This is a genomic window from Vibrio sp. ZF 223 (assembly GCF_003050585.1).
Classification (GTDB): domain Bacteria; phylum Pseudomonadota; class Gammaproteobacteria; order Enterobacterales; family Vibrionaceae; genus Vibrio; species Vibrio crassostreae.
This window is the reverse complement of the sequence record NZ_PIGB01000012.1, coordinates 37,008-62,000: the sequence shown is the minus strand read 5'-3', so window position 1 is coordinate 62,000 and position 24,993 is coordinate 37,008. Positions and strand designations below refer to the sequence as shown.

Here is a 24,993-nt window from a genome sequence, read left to right as displayed (position 1 = left end):
AAGATAATAATGAAAATCAATAAAACCCTACTTACTCTATCTCTTCTTGCTGCCTCAACATTTTCTCAAGCTGGTGAAGTGGAAGTGCTTCACTGGTGGACTGCCGGTGGTGAAGCAAAATCCGCTGCGGTACTGAAAGAGATGATTGAAGAACAAGGTCATACTTGGAAAGATTTCGCTGTTGCTGGTGGCGGCGGTGAAAGTGCGATGACCGTTTTGAAAACGCGAGCAGTATCAGGTAACCCACCATCTGCTGCGCAGATCAAAGGTCATGATATTCAAGAGTGGGGTGGTTTAGGTTTTCTGACGTCTCTCGATGCAACAGCAAAACAAGAACAGTGGGATGAGTTACTGCCAGAGGTTGTCACTAAAGTGATGAAGTGGGACGGAGAATATGTGGCGGTTCCTGTCAACGTTCACCGTGTTAACTGGCTTTGGGCTAACCCTGTTGTTTTAGAAAAATCAGGCGTTACGGTTCCAACCACATTAGATGAGTTCTTCGTGGCGGCAGATAAGATCAAAGCGGCTGGCTTCATTCCACTGGCTCACGGTGGTCAACCTTGGCAAGACGCGACAGTCTTCGAAGCGGTGGCGCTTGATGTACTAGGCAGTGAAGACTACAACAAAGCGTTCGTTGATCTTGATATGGACGTTTTATCTGGCGACAAAATGGTGGAAGTATTCACCAAGTTTAAAAAGATGCGTGACTATATCGACAGCAACTCTCCGGGTCGTGATTGGAACGTCGCAACTTCAATGGTTATCAATGGTGAAGCAGCGATGCAGATCATGGGTGACTGGGCGAAAGGTGAGTTTACTGCAGCAGGTAAAGTACCGGGTAAAGACTACATCTGTGCACCGGCTCCGGGTACTGATGGCCAATTCACTTTCAACATCGATAGCTTTGCGTTCTTTGAACTAAGTGACAAAGAGAACCAAAAAGCGCAACAAGACCTAGCAAAAACCATTCTTACTAAAGATTTCCAAGAAGTCTTTAATCTAAACAAAGGTTCTATCCCTGTACGTCTCGATATGGATATGTCTAAGTTCGACCAATGTGCGTTGGACTCTATGGCAACCTTCAAAGCGAGTGCGGAATCTGGTGACCTTGTTCCGAGTATGGCTCACGGCCTAGCGACGACAAGTTACGCGCAAGGCGCAATTTACGACGTGGTAACCAACTTCTTCAATGAGAAAGATGCCGATCCAAAAGAAGCGGCAGCTAAGTTAGCGAAAGCAGTGAAAGCGGCTATCTAATCTAACTTGATAAGCGACACACAACGCACGTGAGTGACGGGTTGTGTTGCTTTACCAAACCCCCAGGGTAGGTAGGCTCGTAGGGAGCCTATCTACTCTTCACTCCCAATTCTGATATGTGTGATGCTGATGTGGTGCCGAAAGGTAAGCCATTGGCTCGATTGTGCAACAAGGATAAGTTATGGAGCATGTTTTGACTGAGTCGACTCCAAAACCCACAAGGAGCCAGCCTGCACCGAAACCGAGTTTTGCTGACAGGTTGCAACATTGGCTACCTAAGATTGTGCTAGCGCCGACCGCGTTAGTGACCGTGGTGTGTATCTACGGCTACATTTTTTGGACGGCAGCGTTGTCGTTCACTAACTCTCGATTTCTACCGAGCTTCAACTTCGTTGGTTTAACCCAATATGAAAAGCTGATGGACAACGATCGCTGGATCACTTCAATCACCAACCTCGGCGTATTTGGTTTTCTATTTATGGCGATTGCTATCTTGCTTGGTGTCGGTTTAGCGGTATTGCTTGACCAGAATATCCGTCAAGAAGGGGCGATTCGCACCATCTATCTCTACCCAATGGCGCTGTCATTCATCGTGACAGGTACGGCGTGGAAGTGGATCCTTAACCCAGGTCTTGGCATTGAAAAGTTGATGCAAGACTGGGGATTTACTGACTTCAAATTTGATTGGCTAGTCGACTCCGAAATGTCGGTATATACCTTGGTTATCGCAGCACTTTGGCAATCATCGGGCTTCGTGATGGCGATGTTCTTAGCGGGTTTGCGTGGTATCGATTCTTCGATCATTAAAGCTGCGCAAATCGATGGGGCAAGCTTACCCACTATTTATCTCAAAATCATTCTGCCTTGCTTGCGCCCTGTGGTTTTCAGCGCGGTGATCATCACGTCACACATTGCGATTAAGAGCTTCGACCTTGTGACGGCAATGACAGCAGGTGGCCCGGGTTATTCATCGGATCTTCCAGCGCTATTTATGTACGCACACTCATTCACTCGTGGACAGATCGGCCTAGGTGCTGCCAGTGCCATGATGATGCTTGCCGGTATCTTAGCGATTCTCGTGCCTTATCTTTACTCTGAACTTAGGGAGAAAAAGTCATGATGAATAACATCAATTTTGCTCGAATGTTTATCTATTCAGCACTGCTTTTCTTCTGTTTAGTGTACCTAATGCCACTGTTCGTAATGGTACTGACCTCATTCAAAACTCTGCCAGACATAAAGGCAGGTAACTTGATGAGCTTACCGAAAGAGTGGGTGTTTGATGCTTGGTATAAAGCGTGGGATACCGCTTGTACTGGCGTGAAATGTGAAGGCATCAAAGGCTACTTCTGGAACTCGTTCCAAATGGTGATTCCTGCTGTAGCGATATCAACATTGCTCGGCGCATTCAATGGTTATGTGGTTACTAAGTGGCAATTCCGAGGCTCAAACCTGTTCTTTAGTTTGTTGTTGTTCGGTTGCTTTATTCCGTTCCAAGTTGTGCTGCTGCCAATGGCAACCATGCTCGGCAAAATGGGTTTAGCAAACACAACTATCGGATTGGTGATTGTGCACGTTATCTACGGCATGGCGTTTACGACTCTGTTTTTCCGTAACTTCTATATCTCGATTCCTGATGAATTGATCAAAGCGGCAAAGCTAGATGGGGCGGGCTTCTTTACGATTTTCTTTAAGATCTTATTACCGATCTCCACGCCAATCATCATGGTGACGGTGATCTGGCAGTTCACCGCAATCTGGAATGATTTCTTGTTCGGGGTGGTCTATTCCGGCTCAGAAACTCAGCCGATCACTGTGGCATTAAACAACTTAGTCAACACCAGCACTGGCGTTAAAGAATATAACGTCGATATGGCTGCCGCGATCATCGCCGCACTGCCAACGCTGCTGGTGTATGTCTTCGCAGGAAAATATTTTGTTCGTGGCCTAACGGCAGGATCAGTAAAAGGATAATTACCCATGGCAACATTAGATTTAAAACAGATCCGTAAAACCTATCGCAACGCGGACAACGAAACGTTAAAGGGCATCGACATCAGTATCGATTCGGGGGAATTTTTGATACTTGTCGGCCCTTCGGGGTGTGGAAAATCGACCCTAATGAACACCATTGCTGGGCTAGAGAATATTAGCTCGGGTGAAATCGTGATTGATGGTGTCGACGTGGCACAAGTTGAGCCCAAAGATCGCGATATTGCTATGGTGTTTCAGTCGTACGCGCTTTACCCAAACATGACGGTACGCGGTAATATCGCCTTCGGTTTGAAGATTCGCAAGATGCCACAAGACGAGATTGATGCAGAGGTAAACCGAGTGGCGGAAATGCTGCAAATCGAACAGTTGCTGGATCGTAAACCGTCGCAGCTTTCTGGTGGTCAGCGTCAACGTGTCGCGATGGGACGTGCTCTAGCTCGTCGTCCTAAGCTGTATCTGTTTGATGAGCCGCTTTCTAACTTGGATGCCAAGCTGCGTGTTGAAATGCGCCATCAGATTAAACGTCTGCACCAGAAGCTGAATACCACGATTGTTTATGTAACCCATGATCAGATCGAAGCTATGACTCTTGCGGATCGCATCGCAGTAATGAAAGACGGTGAGCTACAGCAACTCGGTACGCCACAAGAGATCTACACCAAGCCAAACAACATGTTTGTGGCGGGCTTTATGGGTTCACCATCAATGAACTTCATTAAAACTATGGTGGACTTGGATGAGGAACAGAATCCGATAATTAAAGTGGTTGGTACCGCAGATCAAGAACACCACATTCGTTTGCCACAAAGTATGCGCGACCAAGATGGCAAAGAGTTGGTGATTGGGTTGCGTCCAGAACACATTACCGAACAAGAAAGCGATGATGTCTCTGCCTCAACAAAGCTAGACTTACAGCTAGAGGTATTGGAACCGACAGGGCCCGATACCATCGCGATGGTCAAAGTGAACGATCAAGAAGTCGCGTGTCGCTTGTCACCGGAATTTGAGGTATCGGTTGGTCAAATGGCACCACTGCATTTTGACCTATCCAAAGCAGTATTCTTTGATGCTCAGACGGAAGCGAGAATTGATTTCTAAGTGTTGCTAGCAAGTTAGTTTCACCAAACACCTCATCATTGGATGGGGTGTTTTTGTATCAGGACAGCTCAGCTGTCATATTAGTGATAAAAAACTCATTAGCGCCTATGCTTAATGAGATATTAATTTTTGGAAAAAGGATGTCTGTAATGAGAGTCCAAATATTTGCAGGAGCAATGTCACTTGCTCTTCTTTCCTCTCCTGTATCTGCTGTTGTTAATCATGATTTGAGAGACAGTTATATTGTCGTTTTAAAAGAGAGTGTATCGGAATCTCGGGCGAATGATATCGCGCGTGAAGTTGCTAAAGGACACGGTGTGATCGGCCATCAATATAGCCACGCCTTGAAAGGGTTTTCTCTTAAGGTCCCAGAGCAAGCTCTCAAAGGTCTTAAAAATAGGTTCCCCGAGATTGATTACATTGAGCCTGATATCGTCATGTACGCTTTGCCACGAGGGGGGAAACCTAATCGAGGCGGAGGTGGAGATAGTGTTGAGCGGGCTGTTCAACAGGTTCCTTGGGGTGTAACCAGAGTCAAAGGTGGTACTGTTGATATGAGTAATTCCTCATCTGTTGCTTGGGTTATAGACTCGGGTATTGACAGTAACCACCCAGATTTAAATGTAAACAAATCTCGAGGGGCAAACTTTACTCGCGGTAAGAAAAATAATACTAGCGATGGTAATGGTCACGGCACGCATGTAGCAGGAACGATAGGAGCTTACGACGATGGCTTTGATGTCATTGGTGTTGCGCCCGGTGTGGAAGTGATCCCTGTTCGAGTTCTGGATAATAGTGGTAGTGGTTCAATGTCCGGAGTTATTGCTGGTGTTGATCATGTTGCTCGCTATGGTGACTCTGGTGACTGTGCCAATATGAGTTTGGGAGGAGCCGGATATTCAGCCGCCTTGGATAGCGCGATTAAAACAGCCGCTACCCAAGGGATATTTTTCTCAATCGCAGCGGGTAATTCAGGGCAGGATGCCAGTGGGTTTACGCCAGCGAGTACCAACGGCACGAATATATTTACTATTTCCGCATTTGGCGAATCTAACGATAATTTCGCTTACTTTTCCAATTATGGCTCTGATGTAGATTACGCTCAACCTGGAGTCGATGTGTTATCGACCAAAACGGGCGGAGGAACGGTTTCTTACAATGGTACCTCAATGGCGGCTCCTCACTTTTGTGGAGTACTGTTAGCCACCGGAGGCTCATTCTCTTTGGATGGAGATGTGAATAATGATCCCGACGGATCTCCTGACCCTATTGCAGTGAGTAATTAACTTGTTTGATAGTTTAAGTAGGTATAAAAATGCCGTTGTAGGCAATAAAAAGCGACCTGATGGGTCGTTTTTTATTGTGAATAATCATCGAGTAGACAGTTAATTATCATCAAAGCTGATATTTAGTGTGATGTGGCTATATAAAGCTGACGTAGAAACGCGTAGGATCGACTCAACTTTAGACCAAATACTAGGTTGCACTTTGGTGCATAAACAGAAGAATACATGAAACTAACAGCAAAACCCTCAGCTAGTAACGCTTTACTTATTTCTATTACGACACCGGACTTCAAAGGTGACGAAGCAAAAGAGTCTCTTGCCGAACTTGCTCGCTTAGTAACAACCCTAGGGTTTAAAGTGGTTGGTACTCAATCGCAGCACCACAGTTCAACTCAACGACAAAACGTGTTGGGTGCTGGTAAGCTTGCGGAAATTGCTCATCTAACCGGTTACCAAGGTTCGATTGAAGAAGCAGAAGATGAAGACTTCCTTGATGAATCGGGCCTGTTTGATTCAGAAATCGACGAGTTAGATTTTGATGATCTTCCAACGGGCGACTTTCAATACGGCGCTGCCGATGTTGTTGTCTTTGACTGTGATTTAAGCCCATCTCAACTGCGCACTGTTGAGGCTAGTTTGGGTGTGGAAGTATTTGACCGTACTGGCATCATCATCGAAATCTTTAGCCGTCACGCTCGTACTCGTACTGCTCGCCTGCAAGTTGATATCGCTCGTCTAAACTACTTAGTGCCACGACTTCGTGAAACGGCTGAGGGTGATAAAGAGCGTCAAATGGGTCAGGGCGCAGGTGAAACTTCATTAGAGCTAGACCGTCGTAACGTACGTGACCAAATTGCTGCGCTTAAGCGTGAGCTAGTAAGCGTACAAGATGAAATGAAGACCCGACGCACAAGGCGCGCGGAGCTTTTCACTGTTGCTTTAGTTGGCTACACCAATGCCGGTAAATCTTCGATGATGCGTGCAATGACCGCAACCGAAGTGGTGGGTGAGGATAAACTGTTCGCAACGCTAGACACCACGGTGCGTGCGCTGCAACCAATTACTCAGCCGCGTATTCTGGTTTCGGATACAGTGGGTTTCATCAAGAAATTGCCACACGATCTGGTTGCTTCGTTCCACTCTACGCTAGCAGAAGCGCATGATGCTTCATTGCTGCTATATGTCGTTGATGCTTCTGATGTTTCATTCCGCGCACAACTTGATGTGGTACACGACGTATTAGCTCAAGTGGGTGTAGAAGGCAGCGAAAAACTATTAGTGCTGAATAAGTGCGATAGATTGACTGAAGAGCAGCAATTAGAGCTTATCGAAGAATTCCCAGATGCGATGCTAACATCAACTCGTGATCCTCTGGATATCACGAAACTGCACAAGTACATCGTTGGTGTTGCTGAAGAAGGCATGATCGAAGAAGAGATCACGATTCCTTATTCTGGCCAAGGCATCATTGGTGAGATTCGCTCAAACATGAGTGTGGTAAAAGAAGAGTACGACTACGAGTGTATTAAGTTGACCGTTCGCTCAAGCGCGATTGATTTGGCACGCTTGAAAAAGCGTATGCAGAAATCTTAATCTTTTAGCTAGCTTAAGAAGAATGACCAAAAGAAAAGCGACCCGATAAGGTCGCTTTTTTTATTCGTTGAGTTTAATTAACTCTGTATTGAAATGCCTATGCCATTCTTTGCGTCGGCTTCCAACGTGCTAGCTCTGGATCAAGCTTGATACCTTGTGAGGTAAGAAGATTAACACGAGCCAAGTACGCAGCACCGTGCATCAAATGCTTAGCAAGATCGACGGCATTACGCTGTTGGTAATCGTCTAGGTAGCTGTCTTTCGCCCACGCGTTGAATGCGCCAAGTGCCGGGCCTGCCCATACTTGGTAATCCATCTCACGACCTTGTTCGCCTGTGTTTGACCAACGGCTAGAAAGACCCAAGTACCAACGGAAGATCAACGCCATTTTGCGTTTTGGATTGCCTTCAGCGCGTTCGATCTGTTTAGGGTCGCGCTCGTTAAAGTGCGCCACAGTACCAGCCCAAATATCATCCAGTGTTGAACGGAATACTTGCTTCTCTAGCTTTTGACGCTCTTCAACTGGAATCGCTTCAATCGAGTCGTAACGTGTGTAGATCTCGTACAGCTTGTTCGCACGCATTGGGAATAAGGTACCGCGCTTAACCACTTGCAGCTTCACGCCCATTTCGAACATGTCTGCTGCTGGAGCCATAGTCACGTCAGCCATTTCAGTTGTCGAAAGCAGCTTACGTGTGTGTTCGCTCGCGCCAGCCTCAACACACGCTTGGTTGATTGAACCGGTAACAATGTAAGCAGCACCCATGTTAAACGTCGCTAGAGCAGCGTCAGGCGTACCTACGCCACCACCACAACCGACACGTAGCGGAGTTTTGAATTGGTACTGTGCTTGGATTTGCTCTTTCAGTGCAAGAATCGTTGGCAGTAGCGTAACCAGTGGACGGTTATCGGTGTGACCACCAGAATCGGCTTCTGCGGTAATGTCATCAGCCATAGGAACCAGCTGTGCTAGCTCCATCTGTTCTGCTGTGATTCGACCTTCTTCAACCAAAGCTTGCAGCATTTTCACAGGAGCCGGCTGCATGAATTTGCTTGCGACTTCAGTACGGCTCACCTTTGCGATGACTTTGTTACCGATCTGGATTTCACCTTGCGCATCACGGCTAAGGCCAGCGGCACGGTAGTGAACGATTTGCGGAGTTAAACCTAAGAAGGCTGAAGCCTCAACGGTTTTCACTTTGTGCTTCAAAAACAGCTCTACACTGCCGCGCTCTAGAGCGGGTTCGCTTGGGCTGTGAATCAGGTTAAACGCATAAGGACCGTTTGGCAGTGCTGCTTGAATACGGTTGATCGCTTGCTCAACGCGAGACGGGATTAAGCCCGCCGCGCCAAATGAACAAAGAATGCCTGCCTGGCCAAGCGCTATCACCAACTCTTCTGATGAGATACCGTTTGCCATTGCACCTGCGTAGTAAGCGTATTTTACGCCGTGGCAGCGACGAAAATCTTCGTCGCCTAGGCTTTGAGTACCAAGAGCCGGAGCAAATGCGCTAACAGGTTGGCTGTTAGCAGAGCTTGCTGAATTGCCCGATGTAATCTCTGCTTGTTGGCTAACGCCTAAGCCTTTTTCTGGGTGGTTCACGACGTAACAAGCAAGGCTTAGATCTTTCAAGATTGTCGACATTGCCGCGCTATCGAAACGCGTTGTGTTCTCTTCGATCTGCCAAGGCCACGGAGATAGCTTTTCGTTATTGATAGTAGTTTGAGTTGTCATACTAAATTCTTTCCTAATTCTCTGTCTCTAATGGCGGCTTATGCTTCTTCGATACAAATCGCGATGTCTTTCACTTCGTAAATACGCAGACCATCTTTGCTCAGGTTTGCGTCGCCAACGATGATACGTTTGCCGTCTTCGTCTTTAATCGCAGTGATGTGTACATCCAGAGACATTTGCTTGTTCAGAGGGTTAATCTGACCACGGTATTTCCACTTCACTTCAGATTGGATTTGACCAAATTTCGGATTGCGGAAGCCAGCGCCAAGATCTTTGTTTAGCGCGTAGGTTTGCATCAGTTCGATGATCGCTTCGACACCTAGAGAACCAGGCATTACCGGATCTTGATGGAAGTGGAACTGGAAGAACCAATCGCTTGGGTCAATCGTACGCTCAGCGTATAGGTAACCTAGACCGTCTTTACCACCATCGCTTGTGATCTGCACAGTATCGATAAAGTTCAAACGACCGCCAGCCAGTTGGTAGTGTTCTTGCACTTCACCAGTAGCAGAAACAGGTGCATTGAAGTAACGAGTCGTTTTGTCTAGCAGGTTGATGTTTACATCCGGTGTGCGGTTGTTATCAACGTGCCAAGGGTGAGTCACTTTACCGTTGTCCAAACCAAGCTGATCTTTCAGTGCTGCGCCTTTGAAGTAACCAAATACCGCTGTACCTTCGTAGAAAGGCACGCCGTCAGTGCTCAGTTCGAAGCTGAAGCTCTGTACGATGTTAGTGCCCATCATTACGGTTGAAAGCAGACGAGAATCGTTGGTAATCGTTTTGCCACGCAAGTCGACGTTACGCAGCATTTTGCCGCTGCCATCTAGGTTACGGAAAAACAGTTCTTCACCTGGGAAGCCAAGCGTGGTGCCCATGTAGCCAGAGATAAAGCCGTTTGGCTGCAGTGAAATCTCCATCAATACCGAATAAGGCATCAAGGTGTGGTGGCTGTTTTCATCAAAGTACCATGCATTTTCTGGCACTTCGTATTCTGCGATACACGATGAAGGCTTCTTGAAGTCGCCACGCTTGCCATCAATCTCTACGACACGAGTGGTTAGCTGCAGATCGCCACACGGAGTACGTGGTGGAATCATCCCGCGATAGATTGAGAAATCAGGGCCGAAACATTTCTCGATATCGCCAGTCGCGAATTCGAACATATGGTAAGGCGTGAATGGAACCGTATCGGGTGTGCGGTTCGGGTAATCAGGCGTTACCGGAGCTTCAACGTGTTGAAGAGGAATCACGCCTTTATTTGGCGTTGTTTCTAGGTCTTCAATTTGCGCCATAAGTGGCGCATTTGCTGAAGCTTGTTGATTCACTGCTGGTGTATGGCCCAAGTTTTCGATAACAGGGGTTGCGACAGCTGTTTCTAAAGAAGGCAGGTAACGAGTACATTCGTCGTCTTCTTTGATCATTACACCTAAGTTTTGGAAATCAACAATCACTTTGCCGTTCAGCAAGATATCGATGTTAGCTTTTGCGTATGGGCGAGGGCTTAAACCAATCTCGGTCACTTCCATGCGGTAAGTCAGTTCTGCCGATTGTGGTAGAACTTGACCACGACAGCGTACTTGTTGAGGCGCATTTTCAAGCGGCTGGAAACGACCATTTTGAACAAGCGTGTGCATGCCAAGGTGCATCATGAAGAATTGCAGCAGTTGACCACAACCTTCTGCCATCAAAGAGCCGGCCATTACTGAGTCATCTTTGAAATGACAAGGGAAGTACCAATGCTCAGGTTCTAGCTGTTTGTGACCTTCAATCAGACCAAGTCCCCATGTGCCGCCTTGCGGTTCAACACGGCTGACCTTTTCGATCATCATGAATTTTTCTGAGCTGAAACATAAAGAAGGCTGGTGGCGATCAGATTGGTGAGTTGGGCCAAAACACTCTGCGATGTTGGCAGTCAGTAGGTGACGCAGTTCTTGGTGGTTAAACTGGGTTTTAGGGCAGTGCAGAATCGGGTCAAAGCGCTGCTTAGTGGCAAGCTTACGAGCCTTGATCTCCTCTTCAGTGTGAATCACCCCTTTGCCGTCTGCTAGCTCTTCATCAGTGAAGAAGCCTGCACAACCGTTGTCCATTTTCAGGATCATCTTGTCGCCAACGAAACATTCGTACGAGAAGAAGAACAGTAGTGTGTCGCCATTGCGAGCAAAGCTGTTGATTGAGATGTCGTAACGCAGTGTGTCGCCACCACGAGGCAAGTCGCCAAGGAAGGTCAGTGTACAATCAAGCAGGCGATAAACACGCTCGCCTTTGTTTTCAAAATCAATACCTAGGTAGCTGATCAGCATTAGGTCACACTGACCAGATTCTACCGCTACAGCCCAAGGGATCTGACCATCGACAAGATACGGCGCATCAACTGGGATGTCGTATTCTGTGGTCATGGTGCTTGGCTTGTACTCGTTCACTGTCGCGTTGAGCTTAGTGACACGAGATACCAATAGGTAGTCGGTGGTTGGCAATCGAACGCGGCGCGAGTAGCTATCGATGATCGCGTAGTCAGGACCAAATACATTGGCGATATCACCTTCAGCGTATTCAACCAGATCATCGTAATCCCAGATACATGGCTTACGGATAGGTTTTACTGGTGCTGGCGTCGTAAGTGCGTTTACTGGCACTGACTGAACTTGAGCTGGTTGAGCTGATGTTTCGGCTGAGCTATCTAAACCAGACGTAATTGCGTTTAACTGTGCCTTTAATAGTGCATCAGCCATCTGCATGCCTTGGGCACGAGTGTGCAGGAATGCTTTGTGTACTTGCTGGGCCGCTTGCTGGTTTTGAGCAAAAGCTTGGTTATGTGGTGTTACAGACGGTTGTAATGCTGCATCCGTCTTAGCGTCGATTTGAGACGCGCCATTTTTAGCGGATAGGACATGAGTCATATTGCTGTGGTTACCTGTTAGCTGACTGTGGCGAGTTGGCGCCAGAGTAGGGGATACTGATGTAGGAGTTTCGATGACTGGCTCTACCGCGTTCTGCGCTAATGTTTTCTTCTCTAACTCTTTTTGCGCAAGGGCCGCTTGAATGCTTGCTGTCGTTGGAATCGACGCCACTCTTGCTGCTTGTTTACCAGAAGCTTTCTGTTGAATCGTTGCCAAGTTGGTCACTGGGGTTTGAGCAATATGTTGATAGATATCGCGACCACCTAATGTCACTTGCTTAACCAATTGACGTTTAGCATCGCTCGCTAGTTCATTGCTTAAACGAACGGAAAGTGACTGAGATTCAACACTCGACTGGCTTAGTAGCAGCTGTGAACATTGTCCTTCGCTGATGTTGGCAACAATCGCGCTCTTAGAGCTGATGTTTGGATTCAGAGACTTTAGGTTCAGGTTGAGCAGACCGTGTAGCAGACTTGCCATGCCAGAAGCTGCAGAGCAGTGACCCACACGTAGACTTGCTTGAGTGGTCTTGGTTACACCTAGATTGAGAGATACAAGCTCGTGTGATGAAGACTCTGGTGCATGGTTAAGCTCAAGCAAAGATACATCGTTCGAGCCGATGCCTGCTTGAGTCAGTAACTCATCAGCAACGGCGTTGCTACGCTCGCTTGAACCAAAGGCCAATGCATTGATGCTGCCGTAAGCCGTATCTTGGTTTCCGGTGGCTCGACTCTCTTCAACAAGAACGATTGCACCAGCGCCTTCACCGACATTCCAACTGCCGTCTTGCGGTTGTCCGAATTTAGGATCAAGTGACACTGGGCTCACGCTGTTCTTCAGAATCACATGTTCTGCGCTGCCGCTAAGGTCAACGGCTGCAATCACGACTGCATCCATGGATTCTTGCGACATTAGGTTTTGTGCGACATCGATACAACGAGCAACCGACTGTTCAGCGGCTGAAATCGTAAAGGCAGGGCCGTTAAAGTCCCACAATGAAGAGATGCGCGAAGCCATGATATTACCGATGAAACTGGTGTACTGGTTCAGCTTGGCTGCGTCCATCACACTGTCCATCGCAATGGTTTCTAGCGCTTGGTATTCGTCTTGTGTCAGCTCAATCCCCATGTTGGTAAAGCTGTCAGCCAATTGGCTATGCAGGTTTACGCGTCCACGGAATTGGTGCATCTCAAGCTCTGTTTCCATAGCGACGAGTACTGCTACCTTTTGGCCAGCTACAAGCTTGGCATCTTTGATGGCTTCGTCTGCAACTTTCATCAGTAGCAACTGCTGAGAGATCAAACGGTCATCTTCATTAGGCGGCACTTTGAAGTGTAGGAAATCGAGGTCGAATTGATCGATGTACGCGCCATTTGGAATGCCGTGTAAACCAAACTGATTCAGCAGTTCTGGATGTTGGTCTAAGCCTTTCCAGCGTTTCTTCGGCAAGGTAATGAAAGCATCGCTGTTAGTCTCAATCGCAGTGCTTAGTGCATTGATGCTTTGCAGAGAACCGAAGTGAGACGCGAGACCAGTAATGCTTAAATTAGGCGATTGTAGGCTTGGAGATGCTGACTCTAGAGTCTGGTTTGCATGACCCGTACCTGAATACGCTTCAAGCAGTAAGTGAGCATTACAACCACCGAAACCAAATACAGAAACACCCGCACAGCGCTCTTGGTTGCCCGCTTTACTTGGCCAAGGTTGCACTTGTGTTGGTAGCGTCTGTGAACCAAATAAACCTTCTGGCGACGATAGTGGCTTGTCCAAATTAATACTTGGAGGAAGCACACCTTCTTTCATCGCGAAGATCATCTTCATGATCCCAGGCATACCTGCTGCCGTCAGTAAGTGACCGAGATTTGACTTGGCAGAGCCAATCAATGGCGGGTTAGAACCATTCAACTTGTCAGCAAAGAAACGTTCCATTGAGGTTAACTCAACCTTGTCACCTAACGGTGTGCCGGTTGCGTGGCACTCAATCACTTCAATGCTGTCTGGTGATAGGTTTGAAGCCTCGTAAGCGCGTTCAAAGGCTTGGACTTGTCCCTTGCTATTTGGACTTAATACGAACTGGCCACGGCCATCGTTCGACAAGCCAATACCGCTGACGACTGCGTAGATGTTGTCGCCATCACGCTCTGCATCAGCTAAGCGTTTTAGCACTAAAACACCGGCACCTTCGCCAGCAAACAGGCCTTTACTGTTGCTATCAAACGGAACCGACACACCGTGGTCAGGGTAAGCGTGGAAAATGGAAAAACCCATGTTGATAAAGAATGGGTCAGCACCGGATACCGCGCCTGCCAACATCATGTCGGCTTTGCCCGTGTTCAAGTAATCACACGCTAACTTCAATGAATACACTGAGCTTGCACATGCCGCATCTAGGCTAAGTTGTACGTTGCCTAAACCTAGCGCATCAGCTACTAACTTAGAGGCGTTGTGTGCTGCAGCACCGTTGATCGGGTTGAGGTCTTGAGCAGTTTCATTGGTTGGTAGCAGTGAAAATTGGTCATTAGCCAATTTATCTTTGAGTGCTTTCTCGACCACCGAGTGATACATCGGCAGAAACAGGTCGTTTGAGCGTGTGGTTGGGAACGAAAGGGCACCCATGATCACGCCTGTGCGCTCTAAAACATCGGCATTCAAATCAATGCCAGCGTCGACTAAAGCCTTACGACTGGTATCCAAAGCCCATAGGAAACTCTGGTCAACACCTTTGAATGATTCGGCTGTTAAGCGGTAGCCATTGCCATCGAAATTGAAGTTTTCGATGTAGCCACCTTTATCACAGTAAAAACGGTCTGACTCACCTTGCACACCCTGATAGCTTTCAGGTTTAGCACCTAACTTTTCAGCGCTTAATGTGGTTCGAGAATCTTTTTTGTTCAGCAAGTTTTGCCAAAAATCTTTTGGCGTATCAGCTTCCGGGTATTGGTTGGCAATACCGACAATCGCGATCTTATTGCACTTCACTTGCTGCTTATTCTGAGCCTGATATTGAGAACTCATACTAGCTCTCCTTGATGATTTACTGCGCTGCCTTGAGATACACCACTTAATTGCTTAGCGGCGGTGATCTGTTGTTCTAACCCTTGAATAAGCGGCTCGACAGACAGTGGAATTTGATGAGTAATGAGTTGACCAATGCACTTGATGAGCGTGACAACATCGTCACCCCCCTTGGCATTGGAAGCGATTGTGCAGTATTGGTCTGCTACGCTGTCGCTGCGGTTGATCTTATCGATCAATGTGCTGGTTTGACGATCGGCACCTACTTCTATAAACAGACGAGCACCTTGTTGACGCGCACTCTGGATCAACGCGGTGAAATCCAGCGTTGAACAGAAAGTGTTGGCAATCGAAAGGGCGATGCTGTCGCTGTCGATATTGATTGGTGCGCCAGTCGGTAGACCTGCTGCGCTGATAAAGCGGATATGCTTTGGCAATTGGTCGAACAGTGGTTGCGTGTAAAATTCACGCACTTGGCTATGTTGGCTCAATGCTGGCGTGGTGTGCATTGCAGTAACACGGTTCGCGGCAATGCCACGTTTACCCAGTTTCTTGAGCAGAGCACGACAGGTGCTTTCACAGCCTGCCAGTACGCAAGTATCACCTTGGATGATAGCGAGATAAGCGCGCGGAAATTCTGGTAACAGAGCCTCAATCGCTTGTGCATCACTGCGAACCACAAAGCTATTCCATTGGATACTTTCGTAGCCGTTCAGCTGCCAATCTTGACGCACTGCGGTGAGTTCGCCAGAAATAGCCGTGGTGAAAATAGGGCTAGTTTGAGTCATCTCGATTAGCGCATGTGGGTTTTTCCAAACATTTAAGCTGGCCCACATGGAGGCTTCACCTTTGGAGTAGCCCAAGGCGAAATCTGGCTGCACTTTGAATTCATCACACAGCAGTTGTGTTAACAGATAACTACTGCCCACACCTGCAATGGCCAATTCACTAAGCGACATTTCTTGCGCGTCTTCAGCGTAGGTTTTGTCAGCCTGCAGCATCTCTTTCAAGTTACCTTCACGTTCTAAACGAGCAAATAACTGTGGGAAATGGTGGTGAAACTCTCGCAACATACCGGGATAAACCGTGCCAACACCAGGGTAAACAAATGCAACACCACCTTTGCTTTGAGGCATCGGTGAGAAACAACTTCCCGCAGGCGTTTTGTATTGGCTATTATCAGCCATTACTTTTGGCAACGCATTTTCTACCGCGGTGATCTCTTGCAATGCAGCATCAATTGAAGCCGCCTGAATCACGATGTTCGCACCACGGCCAACATTGTGCTGAACACTTTGGAAGTGACTTAGGTTTGAATGCATTAAGGTGGCGATAGCAATTTCGCTGTCCGCTGAATCGCTAATGCATTTAAGCTCTTCTCTTAATGAGGTTAGCTGAGAAACCAATTCAGCTTGGTCATTGCCAGAAAGCACAAACATCAAACGCTCGCTGGATAGCAGGGGCTTTGGCTCTTGCAAACCGGTCGCTTGAGTCAATATCAGGCTGGTGGATTGTTGGCTATCGTCATTGAAGGTCAATGACGCAACACGAGCTTTGTTTGGCTCAGTGAACCAGTAATAGTTAGGTAATGAATGGCTCGGTAATGAACGGCTCGATATCGCATTAACCATATTCAACAATTGACCAAACTGCTGCGAAACAGATAGTGAAGAGTATTGCTGTTGATGGCTTAGATCTGTAGCGGGGCGGCGAGCAATATCCAGAGCAAGCTGAACGCTATCTCCGGTAGTTGTATCTACAAAACCCGCTAGATAAGCGTGTGGATGAATCTTGTTTTGAGCAGCCGTCAACGCACTCAACATCAACAATGATGGTGAGTGAGAATCCAAACAAAGCTTAACAGCACTGCCTTGATTGACTGCCTCAATCGCTTGAGTAAGTGCTTGATTAAAATTGCCATCAACCACAACAGTCATCATTTCTGGAAGCGAAGATGATAAGTCGGCAGAAAGCTCAGCCGCGTTTGCTGGCTGAGCTAAAAGAGCGATGCGCAATGGCATCGCTTTATTAGTAGGAACAGTCACTATGACAATTGCTCCTTTTCTGCGTTCTTATTAGACTCTTTCTTCGATACTGTTGAGCTAGACTTCGGCAAAAATGCGTCATTTAAACTCTTGCTGATGGTGACTTTGGCACCTTTCATTACTGTGCTTAAACGACCATCTTGATGGTAAAGCGAGATATCAGCTTGCAGTGAACGAGCCGTGCTTTTTATCACGCTCAGTTCTAGCCAACCTTGGTCACCATTGTGCATCGGTGCGTAACAAATAAACTCACCAATTGCAGACGGTAGGCTTGCTGCGCCGTATTTCAATCGAGCCCATACCAGCATGGCTTGCAGCAAATAATCTTCCGCGAATGGCTGGCTATCACCAAAACCTTGCTTCGGAATAAATGATCCGCAGTCGCTGTTTTCAATCTGAGGCAACTGGCATTGAGCCAATAAGCCTAAGTCGTCAAAGCGCTCGACTGAAGTAATACCTTGCAATCTTGGTCCGTGAAACAGAGTGCCATCACTGTATAGAGCTTGCGCCGTTGTTACTGGTGTTGAAGAGTTAGCTTCAAAGCGTTTTGTCGACGCTTGTTGAACATCTTCAGACACTTGCACAGAGGCAACTTGCAACTGAGCTTGATACTGTGGTCGTCCTTGGCAACTGATCACTGCTTTTAGCTGATCTTTTGATTTAGCATCAGAAGAAAGAACCAGTTTTAGCTCTTGCACTTCATCAGTATCAAAAATCACACCCTTAAGCAGTTTGTAGTTGTGAACGCTAACGTTCACCCCTAACAGTTGCTCCGCCACTTCACGCATCCATTGGATGGCACACACTGTCGGTAACACGGGGTTACCGGCAATGCAGTGATCTTGAATGAAAGGCAATGCTTTAGGATCAAGATGACGTGTCACAGTAATGCTTGTATTCAGCGGACTCTCTGCAAGATGCACAGACTCCGCATTAAGCTTTTTTACAGCAGCTTCCTTGTTGTCAGAACCTTGCATGCTCGTACCAACCAGCAGTTGAATGCCAGTTTCGTTCAGTAGTTGAGAGCTAAACAGTTCTGCACCTGCCTGAAGAGGAATTACGTACACACCACGCTCTGTAAACATACGTTTCAGTGCTGCGTTTACCATGCCGCCGTCCCACGGTCCCCAGTTGAAGCTCATTACTTTCGCTTGAGGGTTACGCGCAGACAGTTGTAGAGCCGCTTTGTTTAGGATCTCGTTAGACATCGAGTAATCGCTTTGGCCTGTGTTTCCATAGAAACCCGCCGCCGAAGAGAACATCGCAATCAGTTTTAACTTGCCGCTATCAAGACCACCAAGAACCGCTTCTAGTCCACCCACTTTGGTGCCGTAAACCATGTTCAGTTCATCAAGCGTTTTGTCTTGAATGTGTTTGTCAGCCAATACACCTGCGCCGTGGATTAGCCCCGTGATGCCGTCGAAATTCGCCAGTGTTTTCGCTACAGACTCATGGTTCGATACATCTAGGCTTAGGTATTCAGCGCTCGCGCCAATCTCGTTGAAAGCGGCAAGTGCTGCGTTGATTTCAAGGCTGCTCAATACCGGTTTTAGCAAGGCATCAACTTTTTTCGGTGTTGGTTTGTCACCTGTTGCTTGTAGGTGAGCGATAGCCGCTGGTTTTAGCTCTTTCTCTTGCTTGCCCTGTGCCCACTGAGGTAGCTCAGCTGAAGTAATATGCTTACTACGACCTGCAAGAATGAAATGAGATTTACATTGCTTAGCAAGCGTCAGTGCACATTCAAACGTCACGCCTTTAGCGCCACCAGTTACCAGAACTTTATCGCTCTTGGTGAGTTGAGCGCCTGTGTTTTTAGTTTGTGCAGCACCTGGTGTTGCAGCAATCAATGTTGCACGACCAGATTCACCGTTTTCCGCATGGCTAAGGCCGATTTCAACCGTGTTGGTATCGATATCGAACAGTTCGCCTGTGATAGCTTCAGCAAGGTGACGAGCATCAATCGAAGCGTCAGCATCCAATGCACGGCAGAACACGTTTGACCATTCATGGCTCAGTGTCTTAGTGAGACCAGACAACGCGGCTTGGTTAAGTTCTGCATTCGCTAGTTGCTTAGTATCTAGGTAACCAAAGCCACCATCGATACGGCTTAGCGTGAAGAACACGCTGCGACCAGAAACAGCATTCAGTTGGCCATTTAGGTGCTTCGCGAACAAGAACGCTGTGGTTAGCGAAGCTCTTGAGTCTGCATTCAAGTTAACCGCTTGCTCGTTGCTTTGTTTAGCATCAACGATAGCTTGTAGGTGAATGAAGCCAGCAATCACTTTGTTCGACGTTTTAAGGTCTACTTCGATGTCGTTAATAACCGCAGTCACACCAGCATCATCGACGCTGTTGAGCGTGTAGCTTGCGATTTCACTGTTTAAAGGTGACGCGGCAGAAAGAGCACTACGCACTACAGCAACTTGAATGCCGTTAGCGGTCAACTTTTCTGCTAGAACACCGGCGTTGTGACCATCATCTGTGATCACGACACAAGCATCTTTTGAGAAACAATCGACGAGTTTATCTGCCGCTGGTAGCTTTTTTAGCGCTACCTCATTGTGTGGAGGAAGTTCCGCTGTCGCTGTTTCTACGATAGGCGTTACTGATTCAGCTTTTGGAGTCGCTACGGGTGCAGCAGCGGATAGCTTACTTTGCATGTAGGTAACGATTTCACCAAGCGTACGACACTCAGCTAAGTCTTCAGGGTTTAGCTCCGGCAGCGTTGGTAGCTGGTCTTGAACCGTACCTAGAATCTCAACGCGTTTGATTGAGTCGATGCCAAGGTCTGCTTCCATGTCCATCGCTAGGTCGAGCATTTCTGCTGGGTAGCCTGTTTTGTCGGCAACCACTTCCATCATTGTGGATTGAACATGCGCAGGGTTTAGGTCGTTGCTCGTGCTTTCTGCGGCGGCTGTAGCTGCTACTGTCGCAGTTGCTGCGTTAGGAGCTAACTTGCTGTTCATGTAGTCAACGATTTCGCCAAGAGTACGACACTCAGCCAGGTCTTCAGGATTCAGCTCTGGTAATGTTGGTAGCTGGTCTTGAACCGTACCAAGGATCTCAACACGTTTGATTGAGTCGATGCCAAGGTCAGCTTCCATGTCCATTGCTAGGTCGAGCATTTCTGTTGGGTAGCCCGTTTTATCAGCTACTACGCTCAACATTGTGCTTTGAACTTGTTCTGCGCTTAAACCGTTTGATACTGCTTGCGCTGGTGCAGATACTTGAGCCACTACTGGAGCAGAAGCTGGAAGCTTACTGTTCATGTAGTCTACGATTTCGCCAAGAGTGCGACACTCAGCGAGGTCCTCAGGGTTTAGCTCTGGAAGAGTCGGTAGCTCGTCTTGAACCGTACCTAGGATTTCAACACGTTTGATTGAATCGATACCAAGGTCAGCTTCCATATCCATTGCTAGGTCTAGCATTTCAGTCGGGTAGCCCGTCTTCTCTGCCACTACTTCTAACATGGTTTTTTGAACGACAGCCGCATCTAGACCGCTGTTAGCTGCTGCTGGCGCACCTACTTCCGTTTGTACTGCAACTGGTGCAGAAGCTGGGAGCTTGCTGTTCATGTAAGCAACAATTTCGCCAAGAGTGCGACACTCAGCTAAATCTTCAGGGTTTAGCTCTGGAAGAGTAGGCAGTTCATCTTGAACCGTACCAAGAATCTCAACACGTTTAATTGAGTCGATACCAAGGTCTGCTTCCATATCCATTTCTAGATCAAGCATTTCCGTTGGGTAACCGGTCTTCTCAGCAACCACTTCTAGCATGGTTTGTTGAACGACTTTTGCATCAAGACCGTTAGCAGCTTGAACAGGAGCAGTTGCGCTTGGTTGTGCTGCCACAGGCGCTGATGCTGGCATCTTGCTGTTCATGTAGGTAACGATTTCACCAAGAGTACGACATTCAGCTAAATCTTCAGGGTTCAGCTCTGGTAGGTTCGGCATTTCGTCTTGAACGGTACCAAGGATCTCTACGCGCTTGATTGAGTCGATACCAAGGTCTGCTTCCATGTCCATTTCTAGATCAAGCATTTCCGTTGGGTAACCCGTTTTCTCAGCGACCACTTCTAGCATCACTTTTTCAGCATCGGCTGATTGTACTGCCACTGGTGCAGCCACAGGAGCCGGTTGCGCTTTAACTGGCACAGGTTGAGCTGCAACAGGCGCTGCCGCTTGAGCCGCTACTTGTGGTGTAGGAACGGCTTTCTGTACTGGAGCTTGCTGAGCTGCTGTCTTTTGAAGCGGTGCAGCTTGAACTGGCGCAGCTTGTACAGGAGCAGCTTGTACTTGAGCTACAGGCTGTTGGACGATAGCTGCTGGAGTAGTTGGAGCTTGAATCACTGGTTGAGCATTTACTGGCGCAACGAAGGTTGGTTGTGCCGTTTGTACTGAACCTTGCGTCAGCATATTAAGTGCTGAGTTGTTGCTGTGCGCTTGCATTTCTAGGTAATGAGCGTGAGCTTTTAGCGTTTCAGCTTGGTGCTGGTGGAACATTTCCATAGAACGCTGTAGGTTATCAGGAATTGCTACGCCTGCTGTTGCCATTTTCGCTTGCTCAGACATTAGGGTGTTGAATGTGTCACCGTATTGCTGAGGAATCGCCAAGAATTGCTGATGTACTTCTGCTGCTTGTTGTTGAGCATTGAAGAACGATTGCAGTGAAGATTCATCAACGGTTACTTGAGCTGCTGGCTGAATAGTTGCTGGGGCAGTTTGAACCACTTGTGATTGTGGAGCAGCTGTTGCTACTTGTGCACTTGGTGCTGGAGCAGTTGACTGTTGTACATTTGAAGCTTGAGGAGCAGCCACAGGTACTTCAACGATTTCTGTTTTAATCACTTCTTTTTCCACGATTTTCTCGACTTCAACTTTCACTTCAACAATCTCAGTCTTTTCGGTGACGTTGCCCGAAGCCAATGATTGATCCATTTTCTTACGAGTAGCAGGGCTGATGTAGTTGGTTGCATTCAGCTTGATGTTCATTGGTGATGCCTTCGCAGGTTCAGCAATGTCAGCTTGGTAAGGGTCAATGTTGTCTAATGAAACACCTGCCACGCATAGTTGAACTGCAGCTAAACGAAGCTGTTGGTCACTGTCGCCTTTAGGGCTTGGGTTGATACTGATTGCGTAAAGCTCTTCGTTCTTATTAGCCAATGTTTTCTCAACCAGCTTTTGAAGAATGTTTTTCGGACCGAACTCAACGAATACGCGCGCGCCTGCTTCATACATCGCTTCAATTTGCTCGCTAAAACGAACCGATTGCAGCATGTGTTGCTTGAACGCTTTCTTGATCGCTTTCGCGTCTTTGCTGTGCAACTTGCCCGTTGCATTTGAGTAAAGCGGCAGTGTTGGAGCGCTGAATGAAGCTTTATCAATTGCAGAAGCAAATGGTTTTTGAGCGTGAGCAACAAGCGGTGTGTGGAAAGCGCCAGAAACTGGCAGAGCAATCGCTTTGAAGCCTTGCTCAGTTAGCGCTTGTGCTGCTTGTTGAACCGTCGCAGTTGGACCTGCAATAACCAGTTGAGTCGGAGCGTTGTAGTTAGCAATACTCACGCCTTCAAATTGGCTGATGCAGCTTTCAACAGCTGGAAGTTTGTCTGCATCTAGGATGACTGCAAACATAGTACCGCTGTCGCCTTGTTCAGGTGTCGCTGCCATCGCATCGCCACGAGCGAAAGCTAGCTGGTAGTAATCGTCTTGCGAGATAACACCCGATGCACATAGTGCACTTAGTTCACCAAAGCTGTGGCCTGCCACCATGTCTGCTTTGAAGCCAGCTTGAGTCATGATGTCGAACTGACCCATAGACACAGTACCAATCGCACTTTGCGCGTTGGCCGTGTTGGTTAACACAGCTTCTTGAGCTTTGGTTGCTTCTGGTGTGAAGGTTGGAATTGGGAACAGAATTTGCGACAGAGCCGTTTTCTTGTGCTGACCAAATACCTGATCCGCTTGAGCAAGCTGTTGACGCATCTCTGGGTAATGACAAGCAAGCTCGCGACTCATGTTGAGGTATTGCGAACCTTGACCTGCAAATAGTGCTGCCACTTTACCTGCACCATTTTCTGCAATCAGTGCCGACTCACGGTAGCTAGTACCGTTTGGCATCTGCCAATGTGTTTTGGTTTGGCTCTCAAGCATAGAAACCGCTTGAGTCAGTTGCGCTTGAAGGTCTGATTGGTCAGTGACAACTAAACCAAGACGAGCGTGCTTAGCGTCTACTTCGCGCAGAGCGTGCTGCTCAGCAAGCGCTTCTAGTTTGAATGCCGCATCTGCAGCTTGAGTTGAAACCTGCTTGAGCTCATTGATCAGTGCTTGACGAGATTCCGCGCTGAATAACAGAGTTTGCGGTACTTGGCGTTGACGGTATTTGTCACCGCGAACGTGTTCTGGTGTGTACTCTTCTAATACAACGTGGAAGTTAGTGCCACCAAAACCAAATGAGCTGATACCTGCACGGCGTGGTGTGCCGTCGACACGTTTCATCCAAGGACGCGTTTGTGTGTTTAGGTAGAACGGTGAGTTCTCGATATCCAACTTAGGATTCGGAGCCGATACGTTGATCGTTGGCGGCAGTACTTTGTGGTGTAGTGCTAATGCAGCTTTGATTAAACCTGCAGTACCCGCAGTTGATTTAGTGTGACCAATTTGAGATTTCACAGAGCCTAACGCAATGTGTTGCTTCTCTTCATTGTTCTCACTGAATACCGAGTTTAGGCCACCAAATTCAGCAACATCACCTGCTGCTGTACCTGTGCCGTGCGCTTCTAAAAGGCCAAGCGTGTGTGGTGCGAAACCAGCATCATCGTAAGCGCGTTTTAGTGCTTTTGCTTGTCCTTCAGGGCGAGGCGCGTAGATACTCTTGAACTTACCGTCCGAAGAAGAACCGACACCTTTAATCACTGAGTAGATTCTGTCGCCATCGCGCTCAGCATCTTCAAGACGCTTAAGAGCAACCATGCCGATGCCTTCACCAATCATCATCCCTTTTGAATCGATGTCGAAAGGTTGAATGGTTTCATTGGTGGTAAATGCAGGTGTTTTAGAGAAACTCATGTACATGGTTGGCGAGTTATCAGTACACACGCCACCAGTGATCATCATTTCACTGCGGCCTTCAACCAGCTCACTCAGAGCCATACGCATTGCGGCTAGAGAACCTGCACACGCAGCATCTACGACACAGTTGATCCCACCAAGGTCAAAGCGGTTAGCAATACGACCTGATATTACGTTACCCAATGAACCAGGGAATGAGTTCTCTTCCCAGTGGATATATTGGTCTTGGAATTTTTTGATCAGCATTTCGCTGTCGTCGTCGCTGATACCACTGCTCTTGAAGACTTTTTTCAAAACAGGGTATTGAAGACGTGCATTTAGGCTTTGAGCGATCTTCTGACCACCACCAACACCGAGCGTGATACCGATCTTATCGCGATCGTAGCCTTCAGGCAGTTTCGCATCTTCAAGTACTTCTTTTGCCACGATCAGAGAAAGCAGCTGTGACGTATCAGTCAGTTCAAGGATATTTGGCGGAAGACCGAACTCCATAGGGTTGAAGTCAACTTCGGGGATGAAACCACCGCGCTTACAGTAAGATTTGTCTGGCGTTGTACGATCTGAATCGTAGTAATCTTCTGGACGCCAGTGCGTATCAGGCACTTCGGTAATTGCATCGATCTTTTCGCTGATCAAATCCCAGAACTTGTTTAAGTAACGAGAGTTCGCAAACATGCTTGCCATTCCAACGATAGCAATAGGCATGTCTTTAAGACGTTTATTAAGTCGAGTGTCGTCGACTGATTCCGGGGTATTTTTTTCGGGTTGGCTCATTATGAGTCTCCACTTGAAATCACTGAGGGCGATGTCGTGTTTTGAGGCTGCGCTTTTAAAGCTATAGAAAGAAAATCTGAAACAGATTTAGGGAAGCGCAGCTGAAAATTCAGGTTGCTGAGTGACGGCAACCAGATAGAAATTAGGCTTTCGAAGTGCGTTGACTTACGAGAGTAGGGGAGGTGTTTCATGCGCGACGGTGGCATTCAAATGTTGAGGCGATGTCCATTA

At 47.6% G+C, this 24,993-nt stretch carries 11 protein-coding genes; 6 read left to right on the top strand and 5 right to left on the bottom strand.

Features of this window, described 5'->3' with window-relative positions:
• Positions 1 to 9 precede the first annotated feature (9 nt).
• The 6 genes from CWO13_RS19610 to hflX all read left to right on the top strand — a co-directional run bounded on the left by CWO13_RS19610 (position 10) and on the right by hflX (position 7,229).
• Positions 10 to 1,257: an ABC transporter substrate-binding protein gene (locus CWO13_RS19610; RefSeq protein ID WP_048664276.1), complete on the top strand. Its 1,248-nt coding sequence runs from the start codon at positions 10 to 12 to the stop codon at positions 1,255 to 1,257.
• 181 nt (positions 1,258 to 1,438) lie between these two features.
• A complete protein-coding gene (locus tag CWO13_RS19605) occupies positions 1,439 to 2,377 on the top strand; it encodes a carbohydrate ABC transporter permease (RefSeq protein ID WP_009848503.1) in 939 nt (312 codons plus the stop codon).
• Complete coding sequence (locus CWO13_RS19600; RefSeq protein ID WP_048661487.1) at positions 2,374 to 3,231, top strand: carbohydrate ABC transporter permease; 858 nt, start codon at positions 2,374 to 2,376, stop codon at positions 3,229 to 3,231. The genes CWO13_RS19605 and CWO13_RS19600 overlap by 4 nt, the downstream gene beginning before the upstream one ends.
• A gap of 6 nt (positions 3,232 to 3,237) precedes the next feature.
• Positions 3,238 to 4,350, top strand: a complete 1,113-nt coding sequence (locus CWO13_RS19595) for an ABC transporter ATP-binding protein (RefSeq protein WP_019824809.1) — start codon at positions 3,238 to 3,240, stop codon at positions 4,348 to 4,350.
• Positions 4,351 to 4,490: 140 nt separating this feature from the next.
• The gene (locus CWO13_RS19590) at positions 4,491 to 5,636 is read left to right on the top strand and encodes a S8 family serine peptidase (RefSeq protein WP_108020809.1); all 1,146 of its coding nucleotides are present in this window, start codon (positions 4,491 to 4,493) and stop codon (positions 5,634 to 5,636) included.
• Between the two features lie 225 nt (positions 5,637 to 5,861).
• The gene (gene hflX, locus CWO13_RS19585; RefSeq protein WP_048661485.1) at positions 5,862 to 7,229 is read left to right on the top strand and encodes a GTPase HflX; all 1,368 of its coding nucleotides are present in this window, start codon (positions 5,862 to 5,864) and stop codon (positions 7,227 to 7,229) included.
• A 97-nt stretch (positions 7,230 to 7,326) separates the two neighbouring features.
• On the opposite strand, the gene pfaD is transcribed toward hflX, so the two are convergent.
• Genes pfaD through CWO13_RS23785 form a run of 5 tightly spaced genes read right to left on the bottom strand, consistent with a single transcriptional unit; the run spans position 7,327 to position 24,953 of the window.
• On the bottom strand, positions 7,327 to 8,964 hold the full coding sequence (gene pfaD, locus CWO13_RS19580; protein ID WP_107899297.1) for an eicosapentaenoate synthase subunit PfaD: 1,638 nt from the start codon (positions 8,962 to 8,964) through the stop codon (positions 7,327 to 7,329).
• A gap of 38 nt (positions 8,965 to 9,002) precedes the next feature.
• Complete coding sequence (locus CWO13_RS19575; RefSeq protein WP_108083417.1) at positions 9,003 to 14,876, bottom strand: hotdog fold thioesterase; 5,874 nt, start codon at positions 14,874 to 14,876, stop codon at positions 9,003 to 9,005.
• A complete protein-coding gene (locus CWO13_RS19570; RefSeq protein WP_108083416.1) occupies positions 14,873 to 16,921 on the bottom strand; it encodes a PfaB family protein in 2,049 nt (682 codons plus the stop codon). The genes CWO13_RS19575 and CWO13_RS19570 overlap by 4 nt, the downstream gene beginning before the upstream one ends.
• Entirely contained in the window at positions 16,921 to 24,762 is a 7,842-nt protein-coding gene (locus CWO13_RS19565; protein WP_108083415.1) for a type I polyketide synthase, read from the bottom strand. The genes CWO13_RS19570 and CWO13_RS19565 overlap by 1 nt, the downstream gene beginning before the upstream one ends.
• Complete coding sequence (locus CWO13_RS23785; RefSeq protein ID WP_107899293.1) at positions 24,762 to 24,953, bottom strand: hypothetical protein; 192 nt, start codon at positions 24,951 to 24,953, stop codon at positions 24,762 to 24,764. Before CWO13_RS23785 ends, CWO13_RS19565 begins: the two co-directional genes overlap by 1 nt.
• Between the last annotated feature and the right edge of the window lie 40 nt (positions 24,954 to 24,993).